Origin of the sequence: Pseudomonas sp. JV241A, from assembly GCF_900275665.1 — a bacterium.
Classification (GTDB): Bacteria; Pseudomonadota; Gammaproteobacteria; order Pseudomonadales; family Pseudomonadaceae; genus Aquipseudomonas; species Aquipseudomonas wadenswilerensis.
Genome location: NZ_OPYO01000032.1, coordinates 284,844 through 300,497, shown reverse-complemented (window position 1 = coordinate 300,497; position 15,654 = coordinate 284,844). Strand labels below are relative to the sequence as shown.

Here is a 15,654-nt window from a genome sequence, read left to right as displayed (position 1 = left end):
CAACTACCGTGGGGGCAGTTGGCGCCAAGGCCTCCGCCTGACGCCGGATTACCTGACAGAGGAAGCACTATGTTCGGATTAGAGGCTCTAGATCTCGCCCGAATTCAGTTCGCGTTTACCGTGTCCTTTCACATCCTGTTCCCGGCCATCACCATCGGCCTGGCGAGCTACCTGGCTGTTCTCGAAGGCTTGTGGCTGAAGACCAACAACAGCGTCTACCGTGACCTTTACCATTTCTGGTCGAAAATCTTTGCCGTCAACTTCGGCATGGGGGTGGTCTCCGGCCTGGTCATGGCCTACCAGTTCGGTACCAACTGGAGCAAGTTTTCCGATTTCGCCGGCTCCGTCACCGGGCCGCTGCTCACCTATGAAGTACTCACGGCCTTCTTCCTCGAGGCCGGTTTCCTTGGCGTCATGCTCTTTGGCTGGAACCGTGTCGGCCGTGGCCTGCACTTCTTTGCCACAGTGATGGTGGCCATCGGCACCTTGATCTCGACCTTCTGGATCCTCGCCTCCAACAGCTGGATGCAGACCCCGCAGGGCTACGAAATCGTCAACGGCGTGGTTGTGCCGGTGGACTGGTTCGCGGTGATCTTCAACCCGTCGTTCCCCTACCGCCTGGCACACATGGCTACTGCCGCCTTTGTTGCTACCGCGTTCTTCGTCGGCGCTTCGGCCGCCTGGCACCTGTTGCGCGGCCGCGATAATCCGGCGATCCGCAAGATGCTGTCGATGGCCATGTGGATGGCCCTGATCGTAGCGCCGGTGCAGGCAGTGATCGGCGACTTCCACGGCCTCAACACTCTTAAGCACCAGCCGGTGAAAATCGCCGCGATCGAAGGCCACTGGGAAAACGTGCCGGGCGAACCGACCCCGTTGATCCTCTTCGGCATCCCCGACATGGAAGCCGAGACCACCCGCTTCAAAGTGGAAATCCCGGCGCTGGGCAGCCTGATCCTGACCCACAGCCTGGACAAGCAAGTGCCAGCGATGAAGGAGTTTCCGAAAGAAGACCGACCTAACTCGACCATCGTCTTCTGGTCGTTCCGGGTCATGGTCGGCCTTGGCATGTTGATGATCTTCGTCGGCCTCTGGAGCCTGTGGCTGCGCAAGAGCGACAAGCTCTACAGCTCGCGGCCGTTCCTCTACCTGACCCTGTGGATGGGCCCGTCCGGCCTGATCGCGATTCTTGCCGGCTGGTTCACCACCGAGATCGGTCGTCAGCCCTGGGTGGTCTACGGCCTGATGCGTACCGCCGATGGTGCCTCGAACCACAGCTACGGCCAGCTCGGCCTGACCCTGGTGATGTTCGTGGTGGTCTACTTCGCGCTGTTCGGCACCGGCCTGGGCTACATGATGCGCCTGGTGCGCAAAGGGCCGAAAACCGGTGAAGGCGACGAGACCAACCCGGGTGGCCCCGGCCAGCAACGCACCCCGGCACGGCCGCTGTCTGCCGCCGATGACGATCATGACAATGGCGAGCACGCCAGCCTGAACAAGGGGAACTGAATCATGGGTGTTGATCTTCCGCTTATCTGGGCCATCATCATCATCTTCGGCATCATGATGTACGTGGTCATGGACGGCTTCGACCTCGGCATCGGCATCCTCTTCCCCTTCGTCAAGGGTGAGCAGGACCGCGATGTGATGATGAACACCGTCGCCCCGGTCTGGGACGGTAACGAAACCTGGTTGGTACTCGGTGGTGCGGCGCTGTTCGGCGCCTTCCCGCTGGCCTACGCCGTGGTGCTTTCAGCGCTGTACCTGCCGTTGATGCTGATGCTGATCGGGCTGATCTTCCGTGGCGTGGCCTTCGAGTTCCGCTTCAAGGCCACTGCGGCCAAGCGTCACCTGTGGGATAAGGCGTTCATCGGCGGCTCGCTCGCGGCGACTTTCTTCCAGGGCGTGGCCCTGGGTGCCTTCATCGAAGGCTTCAAGGTGGTCGATCGCAGCTACGCCGGCGGCAGCCTCGACTGGCTGACCCCGTTCAGCCTGTTCTGCGGCCTGGGCCTGATCGTTGCCTACGCCTTGCTCGGCTGCACCTGGCTGATCATGAAGACCGAAGGCAAGCTGCAACTGCAGATGCACGACCTGGCGCGCCCGCTGGCCCTGGTGCTGCTGGCGGTGACCGGTATCGTCAGTATCTGGACGCCGCTGGCCCACCCGGACATTGCCGAGCGCTGGTTCAGCCTGCCCAACCTGTTCTGGTTCCTGCCGGTGCCGATCCTGGTGCTGGTGACCCTTTACGGTTTGCTCCGGGCGGTGGCGCGTAACGCTCACTACACCCCGTTCCTGCTGACCCTGGTGTTGATCTTCCTTGGCTACAGCGGCCTGGGCATCAGCCTGTGGCCGAACATCATCCCGCCGTCGATCTCGATCTGGGACGCTGCCGCGCCGCCGCAAAGCCAGGGCTTCATGCTGGTCGGGACCTTGTTCATCATCCCGTTCATCCTCGGTTACACCTTCTGGAGCTACTACGTGTTCCGCGGCAAGGTGACCCACGAAGATGGCTACCACTAGGGGAGCATGGCAATGACTGGCAAAGGCACGATTGACGAAGAGAAAAAACCGCTCTGGCAGCGCCTGGGCTGGTTGGCGCTGATCTGGGTGGGCAGCGTGGTGAGCCTGGCGATTGTTGCCTGGCTGATGCGCCTGTTCATGAGTGCGGCCGGACTGAGCACGCACTGAAACGCTATTTCCCATCCCGCCTTGCGGCGGATTTACAGCCCTTCGCAGCGTCAGCTGCGGAGGGTTTTTTTAGGGCCTCATCGCTGGCAAGCCAGCTCCCACATGGCCAGTGGACACCGGTCTATTGTGGGAGCTGGCTTGCCAGCGATGCAGGCGACGCAGTGCTGGTTTATTTACGCGCCTTGAGCACCACGAACTTCGGTGTCGCCGCCACCTGTTCGACCCCGCGGAACAACCGCGCCAGCTTGCTGTGATAACCCAGATGACGGTTGCCGACGATATACAGCGCGCCACCGACCACCAGCGCCTCCCGAGCCTGCTGGAACATCCGCCAGGCGAGGAAGTCACCGACCACCTGCTGCTGGTGGAACGGCGGGTTGCACAGCACCACATCCAGCGACTGCGGCGCTTGCCCGGCCAGGCCGTCGTCGGCGCGGACAGTGACTTCCCGCTGGCCCAGTGCGGCCTGCCAGTTCTCCAGCGCCGACTGCACGGCCATGTACGACTCGTCGACCAGGGTGTACTGCGCCTGCGGGTTGGCCAGGGCGCTGGCAATGGCCAGCACACCATTGCCGCAACCCAGGTCCGCGACTCGGGCGTCGCCGAGGTCTTTGGGCAGGTGTGGCAGGAACGCCCGGGTGCCGATATCCAGGCCTTCGCGGCAAAACACGTTGGCGTGGTTGAGCAGCTCAAGGCGTGGCGCATCGAGTTGATAGCGGGTCGGGTAGGGCGAGACAAATGGCGACTTCGGCTCGAAGGTGGCAATCAACAACCGGGCCTTTTTCTTCGCCAGCGATGCCTGCACCGGGCCGATATACTTCTCCAGCAGATCGCCGGCAGCCCGTGGCAGGTGCTTGATCATGGCCCCGGCAACCACTTGCGCGCCGGGCGCCAGCTGGCCCTGCAGGCGGATCAACTGCTCTTCGAGCAAGGCCAGGGTCTTCGGCACGCGTACCAGCACGCGGTCGAACGGGCCTTGCCAGGGGCTGCTGGCCGCCACGAACGGCACTGCGTCGAAGGCCAGGCCGTTGCGTACCAGGTTTTTTTCCAGGGCCAGATGAGCCAGGTGCGAATCGCCGCTGCTGAGCACCGATACATGCGGTGCCAGGCTGATGGCCAGGGCACCGAAACTGTCATTGAGCACCAGCACCCGGGTAATTGCCGTAGGGGACTGCTCGGCCATGTGCTCCAGCAAATACTCGTCGGCAGCATCGAAGGCTTGCAGGGGGTCGTTGGCTTGCTCGGGCTGGCGAAGCAGGTCGAGTTCGGCGAAGGGGCTGGTCAGCAGGGGCATGGTGTAAGGCTCTGGGGCATTGATGTGCGTGCGCGCGGCGCGCTCTACAGGGCCGTGATTCTACCGTGCTTTGAAAGAGTGCGGGGTTGTTGCCTCAGATCAGGCCGCGCATCGCTGCAATGGCGATTGCGCCGGCTTTGTTGCTCGCGTTGGTTTTAGTGATGATGCTGCGGATGTGAAAGTTCACCGTGCTCTGCGACAGCGAAAGGATGCAGGCGATATCGGCGGCGGTCTTGCCGGCGGCAGACCATTTCAGCACTTCGGTCTCCCGCGCGGACAAATTGCAGGACGGCGTGTCGTGCCCCGGCTGCCGGTCAATCATCAGCGTGTGCAGCAGGTTGCACAGCCAGATGGTCTGGCCGGCCTTGTCGTAGAGTTCTTCGAGGCTGATTGGCTGTTGGCTGCGGACGACGCTGAGCATGCTTTCGTTGTGACGCATATCGTGTGCCGACTGGCTCCAGCCATGGCGCAGACCGTGGGATTTGGCGTCTTCCCAGAATTGAGGCGTCTCTCGGAACAGGTCATCGCACCACAGGATCGGCATCAGCGAGCGATGGCAGTGGGTGACGATGGGGTCGATGTTCAGGTAGTTGCAGCTTTGGTAGTGGTCGTTCCAGGCATCGGGATAATTGTTGAAGGTTCTTAGTTGAGGCGCCTGGGTCGCTATCTGCACACGCATGCCGAAAGCCAGGTACTCCATGTCCAGTTGCTGGGCCAGGGAAACCGCGAGCTCAAACATCCGTATTTCGTCGGTTTCGCCAAGCAACTGCTCTAGTTGCTGTTCTTTCCAGTGCGGCATGGGGCCAGTCTCTTGTTGGTGGATCCAACAACGGATAAACGTGGAGAGCAGTGTAGGAAAAGGCCGACGGTTTTGTTGGGTTTTTTTGCTATAGAAATGTGATCGTTTCGATAGGCAGGTTCTTTAAGGCGTGGCAGTTAGTTTCAAGTTGCGACGCGTTATTATTTGGTTGATATCAGTGTGAAATCATTGAGCTATTACCAGGCACTGCTTCTATTTTCGCCTCTGGCTGTTGAAATGTTGTTACAGCGTGCCGGAGTGCGCCATCCTGGCTGATTCCCGGTTGGATCGACACAGGCCGATGCCACTACAAACCTGCGGTGTTTATCTTGCGGCGTTTGCGCGACACTGGGCTATCTGTTTTTTGGAGTAAGTCATGACTGCCAGTGCTGAAAAGTTCACCCGCCAGACGCTGCTCGACGTCCAGCCGCTGACCCCCAGCCTGTTCAGCCTGCGCACCAGCCGCGACCAGGGCTTTCGTTTTCGTGCCGGCCAGTTCGCCCGCCTGGGGGTGACCAAGGCTGACGGTAGCGTGGTCTGGCGCGCTTATTCGATGGTGTCCTCGCCGTTCGACGAGCATCTGGATTTCTTTTCCATCGTGGTGCCGGGTGGTGAATTCACCAGTGAGCTGAGCCGCCTGGGCGAAGGCGACAGCCTGCTGATCGATCGCCAGGCCTTTGGTTACCTGACCCTCGACCGCTTTGTCGACGGCCGCGACCTGTGGCTGCTGGCGACCGGCACCGGCATTGCGCCGTTCCTGTCGATCCTCCAGGACTTCGAGGTGTGGGAGCGCTTCGAGTCGATCAAGCTGGTCTATTCGGTACGTGAAGCGCGCGAGCTGGCCTACCTGGACCTGATCGCCGGCCTGGAGCAGCGCGACTACCTGGCCGAACATGCCGGCAAGCTGCAGTTCATCCCGATCGTCACCCGCGAACAACATCCCGGTGCGCTGAACCAGCGCATTACCACCCTGATCGAGAATGGCGAGCTGGAGCGCGCGGCGGGCCTGGCGCTGACCCCGGAGCATTCACGGGTGATGCTCTGCGGCAACCCGCAGATGATCGACGACACCCGCAAGGTGCTCAAACAGCGCGACATGAACCTCAGCCTCAGCCGCCGCCCCGGGCAGGTGGCTGTCGAGACCTACTGGTAAGCAGCAAGAAAAACGGCGCCCGCAGGCGCCGTTTTTTTATACCGGATCTCTGGGTTGCTGGTTTTGCGACTTGAGCAGGTCGCGGATCTCGGTGAGCAGCTCTTCTTCCTTGGTCGGTACCGGCGGCAGGGTTGGCGCCGCAGCTTCTTCGCGTTTCAGGCGGTTGATGACCTTGATGCCCATGAAGATCGCGAAGGCAACGATGATGAAGTCGAGAATGGTCTGAATGAATTTGCCGTAGGCCAGGACCACGGCCGGTATGTCGCCTTCGGCAGCCTTGAGGGTTACCGCCAGGTCACTGAAGTCGACACCGCCGATCAGCAAGCCGATTGGCGGCATGATCACGTCACCTACAAAAGATGAAACGATTTTGCCAAAGGCGGCGCCGATAATGATACCGACGGCCATATCGACGACATTCCCTTTGACCGCGAAGGCCTTGAATTCACTGAGCACGCCCATGGTTTATTCCTTGTAACAGATGAGTTTGGTAAACGCAGTGTAATTCAGCTATGCGCTTCATGCTCCGCGCTGCTGCAACAGACTGCGGTTATACCGAATAGTTTTGTCGATTTCTGTGGCCGCCCATGCGGTCGAGGTCGGCTATCATGGTCCCTTTTTCCAGAGGACCGTCCCATGGCCAAGGCCAAGCGCATGTACGGCTGCACCGAGTGCGGCGCGACCTTCCCGAAGTGGGCCGGGCAATGCGGTGAATGCGGGGCCTGGAACACCCTGGTCGAGACCGTACTGGAAAGCGGTGCCGCTGCGGCCCCCAGCGGGCGCACCGGCTGGGCCGGGCAGCAGGCACAGATCAAGACCCTGGCTGAAGTAAGCGTCGAGGAGATCCCGCGCTTCACCACCGCCAGCACCGAGCTGGACCGGGTGCTCGGCGGCGGCCTGGTCGACGGCTCGGTAGTGCTGATCGGCGGCGACCCGGGTATCGGCAAGTCGACCATTCTCCTGCAGACCTTGTGCAACATCGCCACGCGCATGCCGGCGCTGTACGTCACTGGCGAAGAATCCCAGCAACAGGTGGCCATGCGCGCCCGGCGCCTGGGCCTGCCCCAGGACAAGTTGCGGGTGATGACCGAAACCTGCATCGAGACCATCATCGCCACGGCACGGGTCGAGAAGCCCAAGGTGATGGTCATCGACTCGATCCAGACCATCTTCACCGAGCAGTTGCAGTCGGCCCCCGGCGGTGTTTCCCAGGTGCGTGAAAGTGCAGCCTTGCTGGTGCGTTATGCCAAGCAGAGCGGCACAGCGATTTTCCTGGTTGGTCACGTGACCAAGGAAGGCGCGCTGGCCGGCCCGCGGGTGCTCGAGCACATGGTCGATACCGTGCTGTATTTCGAAGGTGAATCCGACGGCCGCCTGCGCCTGCTGCGCGCAGTGAAAAACCGTTTTGGCGCGGTCAACGAACTGGGTGTGTTCGGCATGACCGACCGCGGGCTGAAGGAAGTTTCCAATCCTTCTGCAATCTTTCTCACGCGTGCCCAGGAAGAAGTGTCGGGCAGTGTGGTCATGGCCACCTGGGAAGGTACCCGGCCCATGCTGGTCGAAGTCCAGGCGCTGGTCGACGACAGCCACCTGTCCAACCCGCGGCGCGTCACCCTGGGCCTGGACCAGAACCGCCTGGCGATGCTGCTGGCGGTGCTGCATCGCCACGGCGGCATCCCTACCCATGACCAGGATGTGTTCCTCAACGTGGTCGGCGGGGTCAAGGTGCTGGAGACGGCCTCCGACCTGGCGTTGATGGCAGCGATCATGTCCAGCCTGCGCAACCGCCCGCTGGACAACGGCCTGCTGGTGTTCGGCGAGGTCGGTCTGTCCGGTGAGGTGCGGCCTGTGCCCAGCGGCCAGGAGCGCTTGAAGGAAGCGGCCAAGCATGGCTTCAAGCGTGCCATCGTGCCCAAGGGCAATGCGCCGAAAGAGGCGCCACCCGGGTTGCAGGTGATTGCCGTGACCCGTCTTGAGCAGGCGCTGGATGCGTTGTTCGAGTGACCTGAAAGCCCCGGTAAGTGCAAGGCTTGCCGGGTTGAAGTTGCAACTGATTCTCACTAACGAGTAGCATGCCGTCTTCTTTCCGGCCATCCACAGGGAGTTCGCGTGGCGGAGTCCGACTTGAAGCGGCTGTTCCTCAAGCACGCGAAAACCTTGCAGGGGTTGCTGACGCGCAAGGTGCGCGACCCGCAACTGGCCGCCGACCTGGTACAGGAAAGCTTCCTGCGCCTGGCCGAGCAACAGGGCCGTGAACGGATCGACAACACCCCGGCCTACCTCTATCGCACTGCGCACAACCTGATGATCGATCACGTGCGCCAGCAGCAACGGCGCAAGACCGATTCGGTGCCCCATGAAGCACTGGAGTCCATCGTCGAAGACAGCCCCGGCCTGGACGAAAACGCCGCCACCGAACAGCACATGCGCCGCTTGCGCAGGGCACTGGCCGACTTGCCGCCACGTACCCAGGAAGTGTTCCGTCTCAATCGGCTTGAGGGCATGACCCACGCCGAGGTGGCGCGGGCGCTGGATATTTCCGACAGCTCGGTACAGAAGCATCTGGCCAAGGCCCTGGCCTATGTGATGCAGTGTCTGCAGGAACCAGGATGACGAACGGTTTACTGGGAAATGCGCCTTCAGACGTCAGCACTCACATAACCAGAATTCGAGAGAACCGTGTGACCAGCCAGAACTCGCCAGAGCAAGCCATTCGCGAGCAGGCCGCCGAGTGGGCGGTGCTGCGCAGCGCCGGCCCGTTGAACCCCGAGCAGGAGCAGGCGCTGGCGCGGTGGTTGGCCAGTGATCCGCGCCATGCGCAGGCGCTGGATTTTGCCCAGGCGACTTGGGCCGACCTCGGCCGTCTTGGGCGTATGGACCAGCCTGTATCAATCGCGCTCCCTGCGGTGGCTCGTCCACTGGCCGGGCGCCGACGCCGTTCACGCCTGCGCTGGGCGTTGAGTACGGCGGCGCTGCTGGTGCTGGCGGTGGTGGGGGTGGAGCAGGCGCCCAGCCTTTCACTGGCATTGCGCGCTGACTACGCCACGGCCAAAGGTGAGGTTCGCCAGGTGTCCTTGCCCGATGGCAGTAAAGTCGACCTCGACAGTCACAGTGGCATCGAACTGGTCTATAGCGACAGCGAGCGTCGTGTACGCCTGTTGGCCGGTGAGGCGGTGTTTACCGTTGCGCCGGTCTCCGGCAATGAGCAACGGCCGTTCGTGGTCGAGCGGGCAGGGGGCAGCAGCCGTGTCCTGGGCACGCGTTTCGTGGTGGGCCCCGAGCCTGATGGCGGCACTTGGGTCGGCATGCTCGAACACAGTGTTGCAGTCACCTTGCAGGCCACCCCGCAAGCGGGCAGCGCCGAGCAGGTGCTCAAGGAAGGTCAGAGCCTGCGCTACGACACGACCCACGGTATTCGTCCATGGCCCGAGCACGATGTACGTCGCGCTACCGCCTGGCAGCGTGGTGTGCTGGTGTTCGAGCGCGAGCCGCTGGGCGAGGTTGCCGCGCAACTCAATCGCTATCGTGGCGGGCACGTGCTGATCACCGACCAGGCCCTGGCCCGGCGTGAAGTCAGCGGCATGTTTCGCCTGGACAACCTTGATGCCGCGCTGGGCATGCTGACCGACGAGCTCAAGGCCAGCCGCCTCGACCTGCCTGGGCTGACCCTGATCTATTGAGTGCCGCATGGCCGATTGTCGGTAGCGCTGTTTTCCACGAAACTGGCGTTTTGACGACGATCTGAAGGCAGGGATATGGCCAGTGGTTTTTTCGCGTGTATTGCTTCATCCATCTCCGGCGCCTTGCTGCTCGGACTGTCCAGCACCCAAGTGCTGGCGGCCGACGACCTGGTGCAGTTCAACCCCGCCACGTGCGAGTTCGGCGCAAAGCTTGAGCCGTACTTCGATCAGGCTATCGCCAAACGTCAGGCGCTGCCTGTAGAAGCGCAGGAAGAGGAGGTGAGCTCTCCGGTCAATCAGCCCTTCCATGGCATCAAGGTCACTGGTGTATTCATCGGCTATGAATGGCACGGGATCTATTTTGATGCACCGCCGGATCAGGTGCGTTCGCTGTTTCGCAAGCTGAGCTACCGCGTGGCTGAAGACGGTGACATGTCGGCCAGTGGCGATGAGGTTGCGGTGACGGCATCGATCATCGAAACCAGCGGCAAGGCCCGCGAACAAGGGCAGTCGGCGCTCACCTGCGGCGTCTGATGTTCGCCGGGTAAATTTCTTTTGGATTTTCTTTACTGACTTTCCCCGCGTTGCACGTCTGTTTGTTGAGATTGATTTTCATTACTAGAAAACGCCAACACAGCGAGCAACAGACGTGAGCAATCAACAACAACGACGCACCCGACCGTTCGGTCGGGTAGCCCTTGCCAGCAGCCTGATGCTGGGTGCCTGGACCTTGCCGATGGGGATCGGCAGCGTGCAGGCAGCCGAACCCGCCAACCCGAGCCAGCGCACCGCACTGATCCACTTCGACATTCCCGCCCAGGCCCTGGACAGCGCCGTGCTGGCCTTCGCCGAACAGGCCGGGGTGCAGGTGTTTTTCGACAGCCGCAAGCTGGCTGGCCTGCGCAGTGACGGCTTGCGTGGCGAGCACTCGGCACAGGAAGGGCTCGGCCTGTTGTTGCGCGGCTCGCCTGTGCGCTATCGCTTCAGCGGCACTGACCGGGTCGGCCTGGAGCGCGTGCGGGACGACGGTCAGGCGCTGGAGCTGGGTGCAACTCATGTCGATTCGAACAGCGATGCCGATTGGGTCTATCAGACGCCCCGGTCGGTCAGCGTCATCACCCGCGAGCAGATCGACAAGCGCCCGCCACGCCATGCCGCCGACATGCTCGAAGAAACCGCCGGCGTCTACACCGCTGTCAACCAGCGTGACCCGGGGCTGTCGGTGAACATTCGCGGCGTGCAGGACTATGGCCGGGTCAACATGAATATCGACGGCATGCGCCAGAACTTCAACGTCAACGGCCACCAGCAGCGCAACGGGGTGATGTTCATCGACCCGGAGTTCATCAGCTCCATCGAGATCGAAAAAGGCACCCAGGCGGGCATGGGTGGTGCCGGCGTTATTGGCGGTATCGCCAGCTTCAATACAGTTCAGGCCAGTGATTTTCTCGGGCCCGACAAGGAATACGGTGGCCGCCTGCGCGCGGGTAATGGCATCGGCGAGCTGGGCAATGGCACAAACTTCAATGGCAGCGCATTGTTTGCCTTCGGCAATGAGCTAGGCGATGTACTGCTGGGCGTCAGTGAGCGGCACTTCGGGGATTACCGCGCCGGCACCAACAACGCCGATAACCTCGGCACCCAGATCCGCGGCAAGACCAGCTACCCCGAAGCCTGGAAGGACTGGCTGCACTCCGAAGTCGGCGAGACCGGCAGCGTCACCCGTTCGCAACTGCTCAAGCTGGGCCTGAACCTGCCCAACGACCAGCGCCTGCAGCTCAACTACATGGAAACCGACACCGACAGCAAGGACGCCTGGACCTACTACGACAACCAAACCCGGCAGTTCTATTACAAGCGTACCGGCAGCAGTGATTTCAACGCCAGGAATGCCTCGCTCGATTACAGCTACAGCCCAGACAACGACCTGGTCGATCTGAAGGCCAAGCTGTATTTCGTCTCGACCCGGCAGGATCGCTGGAATGCCGGTAACGATGCCTCCGCCAGCAGCAACAACCGCGTCGAGGCGTACGGCGATCGTTTTCAGACCGATACTTGGGGCCTGCAGCTGCAAAACACTTCGCGCTTCTACCTGGGCGATGCCGACAAGATCACCTTCAACTACGGTACCGAGCTGTTCCAGGATAGCTTCAAGCCGAACACCGACCGGGTCCCGGCCCCTAATGAACAGGCCTTGCCTTACGTTCAGGGCACCACGCCTGAAGGCAAGCGCATCATGGCTAGCCTGTTCGGCGATGTGCAGTACGAGCATGGCGACTGGCTGACGGTCGATGCCGGATTACGCTATGACCGTTATCGCCTGACGGGCGAAACCGGTATCACCACCTGGATGTACCCAAGGGGTGTCACTGGTGAGAACCTTCAACGTGTCCAGACCCACCTGATCTTTGACGAAGAACAGGAGCAGGGCCGCTTCTCGCCCACCTTCGGCATCGCGGTGAGACCCGGTGTCGACTGGATGCAGGTCTATACCCGCTGGGGACGTGGCTGGCGTCCGCCGTCGGTGACCGAAGTGTTCATGAGCGGCCGCCCCCATGGCGGTGGCAGCGAGATGCTCTATCCCAATCCGTTCCTCAAGGCCGAGGAGTCGCACAACTGGGAACTGGGGGTGAACCTGTTCAAGGAGTCGCTGTTGCAGGAAGGAGATCGTTTTGGCGCCAAGGTCGCCTATTTCGATACCCGCATCGACAATTTCTCGTTCATGGATGTCAACGCCGATCTCCCCGGGGCAACTGCGCTGGGTACTTCGCTCGGGCGCTCGGCCTACCAGAACAATCTTGAGCAGACGCGTTTTCGCGGGGTTGAGTACAGCCTCGATTACGACGCAGGGCGCTACTACAGCCAACTCAGTTACACCCACATGATCGGCAGCAATGATTTCTGCTCGAAGCAGTTGTACATGGGTGGCGGACAGCGCCTGGCCAACGCCGGAACGGTGATGCGCCCGGTACGGGTCGGCAGCCGCGTCATCATGTTGCCGGTACGCGTCTCGCGTGCCGAGGACGCCGCCGACCTCGACCAGGCCGTCAGCTGCGGCCACATCATGGGCAACGCCAGCTACATGCCGGCTGACCGTGGCTCGCTGACGGTCGGCATGCGCTTTCTTGACCGCACCCTCGATGTCGGCGCCCGCCTGCGTTACAGCAAGGGCAACGGTGAGAACCTCAACGACCACGGCTACCGCCTGATCGACCAGGCGCAATGGCCCAAATACAAGGTCTACGACCTGTACGCCAGCTACTGGATGACGCCGAACCTGAACCTCGCGCTGTCGCTGGAGAACGCCACCGACGAAGCCTACTTCGTGGCCATGGGCGACACCGACAACCTGTCGCTGGCCCGCGGCCGGACCTTGAGCGGAATGCTCGAATACAAATTCTGATCCACACCGGGTTTGCCCATGTCGGGCGACACGAAGGCAGGAAATACGCCTTCGCAATCATGCAATGCACCGAGGAACCGTTATGACTCTTTCCGTTACTTACGATGCCGCCTTCTCCAGCTCGTCGATCGATGACTACCTGGCGTTCTGGACTTCGGGCTTCGTCACTGCAGGTCATGGACAAAGCAATACCGGCGGCTTCAGCAACGGCAGCCTGAGCGGCGACCAGTACGCTACCCATGGTAGCCAGGGCTCCGACTACGCATTCATCGCCGACAGCAACACTGCCAATGGTCTGCACTATGTGTTCGACCGCGGCCTGCCAGCCGGTGACAACCTCAACCACTACCTGTGGGGCGAGCTGGACAATGTTTCCCTGGGCCAGGTTCTGGGCGGTGGTAGCGGTAGCGACTTCACCCTGAGCAACTACGTGGTCAGCTTCAACGGCCTGGACCTGGATGCGGCGCTGGGCGCCGGTCGCGTCGGCAACGAAGTGCAGAGCGTGATCTACGGCCTGATGCAGGGCAACACCTCGGCCCTGGAAGGCGTGCTGGACAACCTGCTGGCCGGTTACGGCGTGTCCACCGACGACAGCTTCGATGTGGTCAGCGCCGCGCTGGCTGCCGGTCCGCTGAGCGTGGCTTCGGCCGATGTGGTGGGTGTCCAGGCCCTGGCCGAGGACTTCGCCCTGGCCGCCTGACCCCAGGCAAAAAAAAGCGAATGGAAGATCACTCCTCCATTCGCTGCTTGCTTACCCCGCCGTCTGCGTCTTTGCCGGGCCCAGGCTGCGGTGGTGCGAATTCTGCGAGCCTGCGCCGGCGAGGTCAATCGCCCGTGGGCTTGCCCTGTTGAGGTCCTTCATGAAAGCAACCCGCTCCCGCCCTGCGAACGAGGTGTTGCAGGCGCTCAAGGCCTGCCGCGCCGGCTTTGCCAACATTGGCTTGTTCACTGCGGTGATCAACCTGCTGATGCTGGCGCCGGCGCTGTACATGCTGCAGGTCTATGACCGGGTGCTGTCTTCGGGCAACGAGATGACCCTGCTGATGCTCAGCCTGATGGTCCTCGGCCTGTTCGCCTTCATGGGCCTGCTGGAATGGGTGCGCAGCCTGGTGGTGATCCGCCTCGGCACGCAGATGGACATGCGCCTCAACCCAAGGGTGTTCGAGGCCGCTTACCAAGCCAGCCTGGCCGGCCACAAGGGCGCGGCGAACCAGGTACTGAGCGACCTGACCAGCTTGCGCCAATTCGCTACTGGCCAGGCGTTGTTTGCCTTTTTCGATGCGCCGTGGTTCCCGGTGTACCTGCTGGTGATGTTCCTGTTCAGCCCATGGCTGGGACTGATGGCGTTGGTGGGCGCCGTGCTGTTGACGATCCTCGCCTGGATCAACGAGCGCCTGACCCAGGCGCCGTTCGCCGAAGCCGGGCAGTTGTCGCAGCAGGCCGGGCAGCAGGCCGGCGCCAATCTGCGCAATGCCGAAGTGATGGAGGCGATGGGCATGCTGGCGGCGGTGCGTCAGCGTTGGGCCAAATTGCACCACGGCTTTCTCCTGCGCCAGAACCTCGGTAGCGAGCGCACGGCGGCGGTGACGGCGGTGTCCAAGAGCCTGCGCCTGGCTTTGCAATCTTTGGTGCTGGGCCTGGGCGCGTGGCTGGCGATCGAGCAACTGATCACCCCGGGGATGATGATCGCCGGTTCCATTCTCATGGCCCGGGTACTGGCGCCGATCGACCAGCTGATCGCCGTGTGGCGTCAATGGGGTTCGGCACGCCAGGCCTATGAGCGGTTGCACACCCTGCTCAGCGAGCAGCCGCCGCGCGCGGCCGGCATGCCACTGCCGACGCCGCTCGGGCACTTGCTGCTGGAGCAGTTGAGTGCGGTACAACCGGGTACGCGCAAGCCGTGCCTGGTCAACCTTGGCTTCGAACTGGCGGCCGGCGACAGCCTTGGCATCATTGGTGCGTCCGGCTCCGGCAAGTCGACCCTGGCACGCTTGCTGGTCGGCGTCGCCACACCTGCAGCCGGCAAGGTGCGCCTGGATGGCGCCGAGCTGCAGCAATGGGACAAGGGCCTGCTCGGCGCTCACATCGGTTACCTGCCCCAGGACGTACAACTGTTCGCTGGCAGCATTGCCGAGAACATCGCCCGGCTGGGTGAGGTCGATTCGTCGCTGGTAGTGGCCGCCGCGCGGTTAGCCGGTGTGCACGAGCTGATCCTGAAACTGCCCAACGGCTATGACACCCAGCTCGGCGAAGGCGGGGCGGGGCTCTCCGGTGGCCAGCGCCAGCGCATCGGCCTGGCCCGGGCGTTGTACGGCCTGCCGGCGCTGATCGTGCTCGATGAACCCAACTCCAACCTCGATGACTTCGGCGAGCGCGCCTTGCTGGAGGCGATCAAACAGGTCAAGGCGCAGCAGCGCACGCTGATCCTGATCACCCACAAATCCAGCCTGCTGGCGGCGGTAGACAAGTTGCTGGTGCTGCAGAACGGTCAAATGCAGGCCTTTGGCCCGACCGCGCGGGTGTTGCAGGACCTGCAGCGCAGCCACAAGCCGGCCGGCATCCCCACTCCTACTCCTACTTCGGCGCTGCGCAGCGCGGCCAGCGTCAGCATGAGCTACGGCACCCCGAGATCCTGAT

The 15,654-nt window shown here is 62.3% G+C and carries 14 protein-coding genes; 11 read left to right on the top strand and 3 right to left on the bottom strand.

Annotation, left to right across the window (positions count from 1 at the left end):
* The first annotated feature begins 69 nt into the window (after positions 1-69).
* The 3 genes from JV241A_RS21500 to JV241A_RS21490 are packed head-to-tail and all read left to right on the top strand — an operon-like array spanning position 70 to position 2,688.
* The gene (locus JV241A_RS21500; protein WP_115088804.1) at positions 70-1,509 is read left to right on the top strand and encodes a cytochrome ubiquinol oxidase subunit I; all 1,440 of its coding nucleotides are present in this window, start codon (positions 70-72) and stop codon (positions 1,507-1,509) included.
* Positions 1,510-1,512: 3 nt separating this feature from the next.
* Positions 1,513-2,520, top strand: a complete 1,008-nt coding sequence (gene cydB, locus JV241A_RS21495) for a cytochrome d ubiquinol oxidase subunit II (RefSeq protein WP_115088803.1) — start codon at positions 1,513-1,515, stop codon at positions 2,518-2,520.
* Between the two features lie 12 nt (positions 2,521-2,532).
* Positions 2,533-2,688 (top strand): DUF2474 domain-containing protein, encoded by a 156-nt coding sequence (locus JV241A_RS21490; protein WP_115088802.1) that lies wholly within the window; start codon positions 2,533-2,535, stop codon positions 2,686-2,688.
* Positions 2,689-2,857: 169 nt separating this feature from the next.
* On the opposite strand, the gene JV241A_RS21485 is transcribed toward JV241A_RS21490, so the two are convergent.
* Together JV241A_RS21485 and JV241A_RS21480 are read right to left on the bottom strand one after the other, a co-directional pair.
* The gene (locus JV241A_RS21485) at positions 2,858-3,982 is read right to left on the bottom strand and encodes a methyltransferase (protein WP_134064366.1); all 1,125 of its coding nucleotides are present in this window, start codon (positions 3,980-3,982) and stop codon (positions 2,858-2,860) included.
* Positions 3,983-4,076: 94 nt separating this feature from the next.
* A complete protein-coding gene (locus JV241A_RS21480; protein WP_115088800.1) occupies positions 4,077-4,781 on the bottom strand; it encodes an autoinducer binding domain-containing protein in 705 nt (234 codons plus the stop codon).
* Positions 4,782-5,157: 376 nt separating this feature from the next.
* Here JV241A_RS21480 and JV241A_RS21475 point away from each other — a divergent pair, with 376 nt between their 5' ends.
* Positions 5,158-5,934, top strand: a complete 777-nt coding sequence (locus tag JV241A_RS21475; protein WP_115088799.1) for a ferredoxin--NADP reductase — start codon at positions 5,158-5,160, stop codon at positions 5,932-5,934.
* Positions 5,935-5,970: 36 nt separating this feature from the next.
* Here the strand turns inward: JV241A_RS21475 and mscL are convergent, their stop codons facing one another.
* On the bottom strand, positions 5,971-6,396 hold the full coding sequence (gene mscL / locus JV241A_RS21470; protein ID WP_115088798.1) for a large-conductance mechanosensitive channel protein MscL: 426 nt from the start codon (positions 6,394-6,396) through the stop codon (positions 5,971-5,973).
* A gap of 174 nt (positions 6,397-6,570) precedes the next feature.
* On the opposite strand from mscL, the gene radA reads away from it, so the two are divergent.
* From radA to JV241A_RS21435, 7 genes are all read left to right on the top strand, one after another.
* Entirely contained in the window at positions 6,571-7,938 is a 1,368-nt protein-coding gene (gene radA, locus JV241A_RS21465) for a DNA repair protein RadA (RefSeq protein ID WP_134064364.1), read from the top strand.
* Positions 7,939-8,043: 105 nt separating this feature from the next.
* A complete protein-coding gene (locus tag JV241A_RS21460) occupies positions 8,044-8,547 on the top strand; it encodes an RNA polymerase sigma factor (protein ID WP_038997249.1) in 504 nt (167 codons plus the stop codon).
* 68 nt (positions 8,548-8,615) lie between these two features.
* Positions 8,616-9,614, top strand: a complete 999-nt coding sequence (locus JV241A_RS21455) for a FecR family protein (protein WP_240047893.1) — start codon at positions 8,616-8,618, stop codon at positions 9,612-9,614.
* A 75-nt stretch (positions 9,615-9,689) separates the two neighbouring features.
* Entirely contained in the window at positions 9,690-10,148 is a 459-nt protein-coding gene (locus tag JV241A_RS21450; protein ID WP_134064351.1) for a hypothetical protein, read from the top strand.
* A 202-nt stretch (positions 10,149-10,350) separates the two neighbouring features.
* Positions 10,351-13,017 (top strand): TonB-dependent receptor, encoded by a 2,667-nt coding sequence (locus JV241A_RS21445; RefSeq protein WP_275670892.1) that lies wholly within the window; start codon positions 10,351-10,353, stop codon positions 13,015-13,017.
* Positions 13,018-13,099: 82 nt separating this feature from the next.
* Positions 13,100-13,717: a heme acquisition protein HasA gene (locus tag JV241A_RS21440; RefSeq protein WP_115088793.1), complete on the top strand. Its 618-nt coding sequence runs from the start codon at positions 13,100-13,102 to the stop codon at positions 13,715-13,717.
* Positions 13,718-13,877: 160 nt separating this feature from the next.
* The gene (locus JV241A_RS21435) at positions 13,878-15,653 is read left to right on the top strand and encodes a type I secretion system permease/ATPase (RefSeq protein WP_134064349.1); all 1,776 of its coding nucleotides are present in this window, start codon (positions 13,878-13,880) and stop codon (positions 15,651-15,653) included.
* Position 15,654 lies beyond the last annotated feature (1 nt).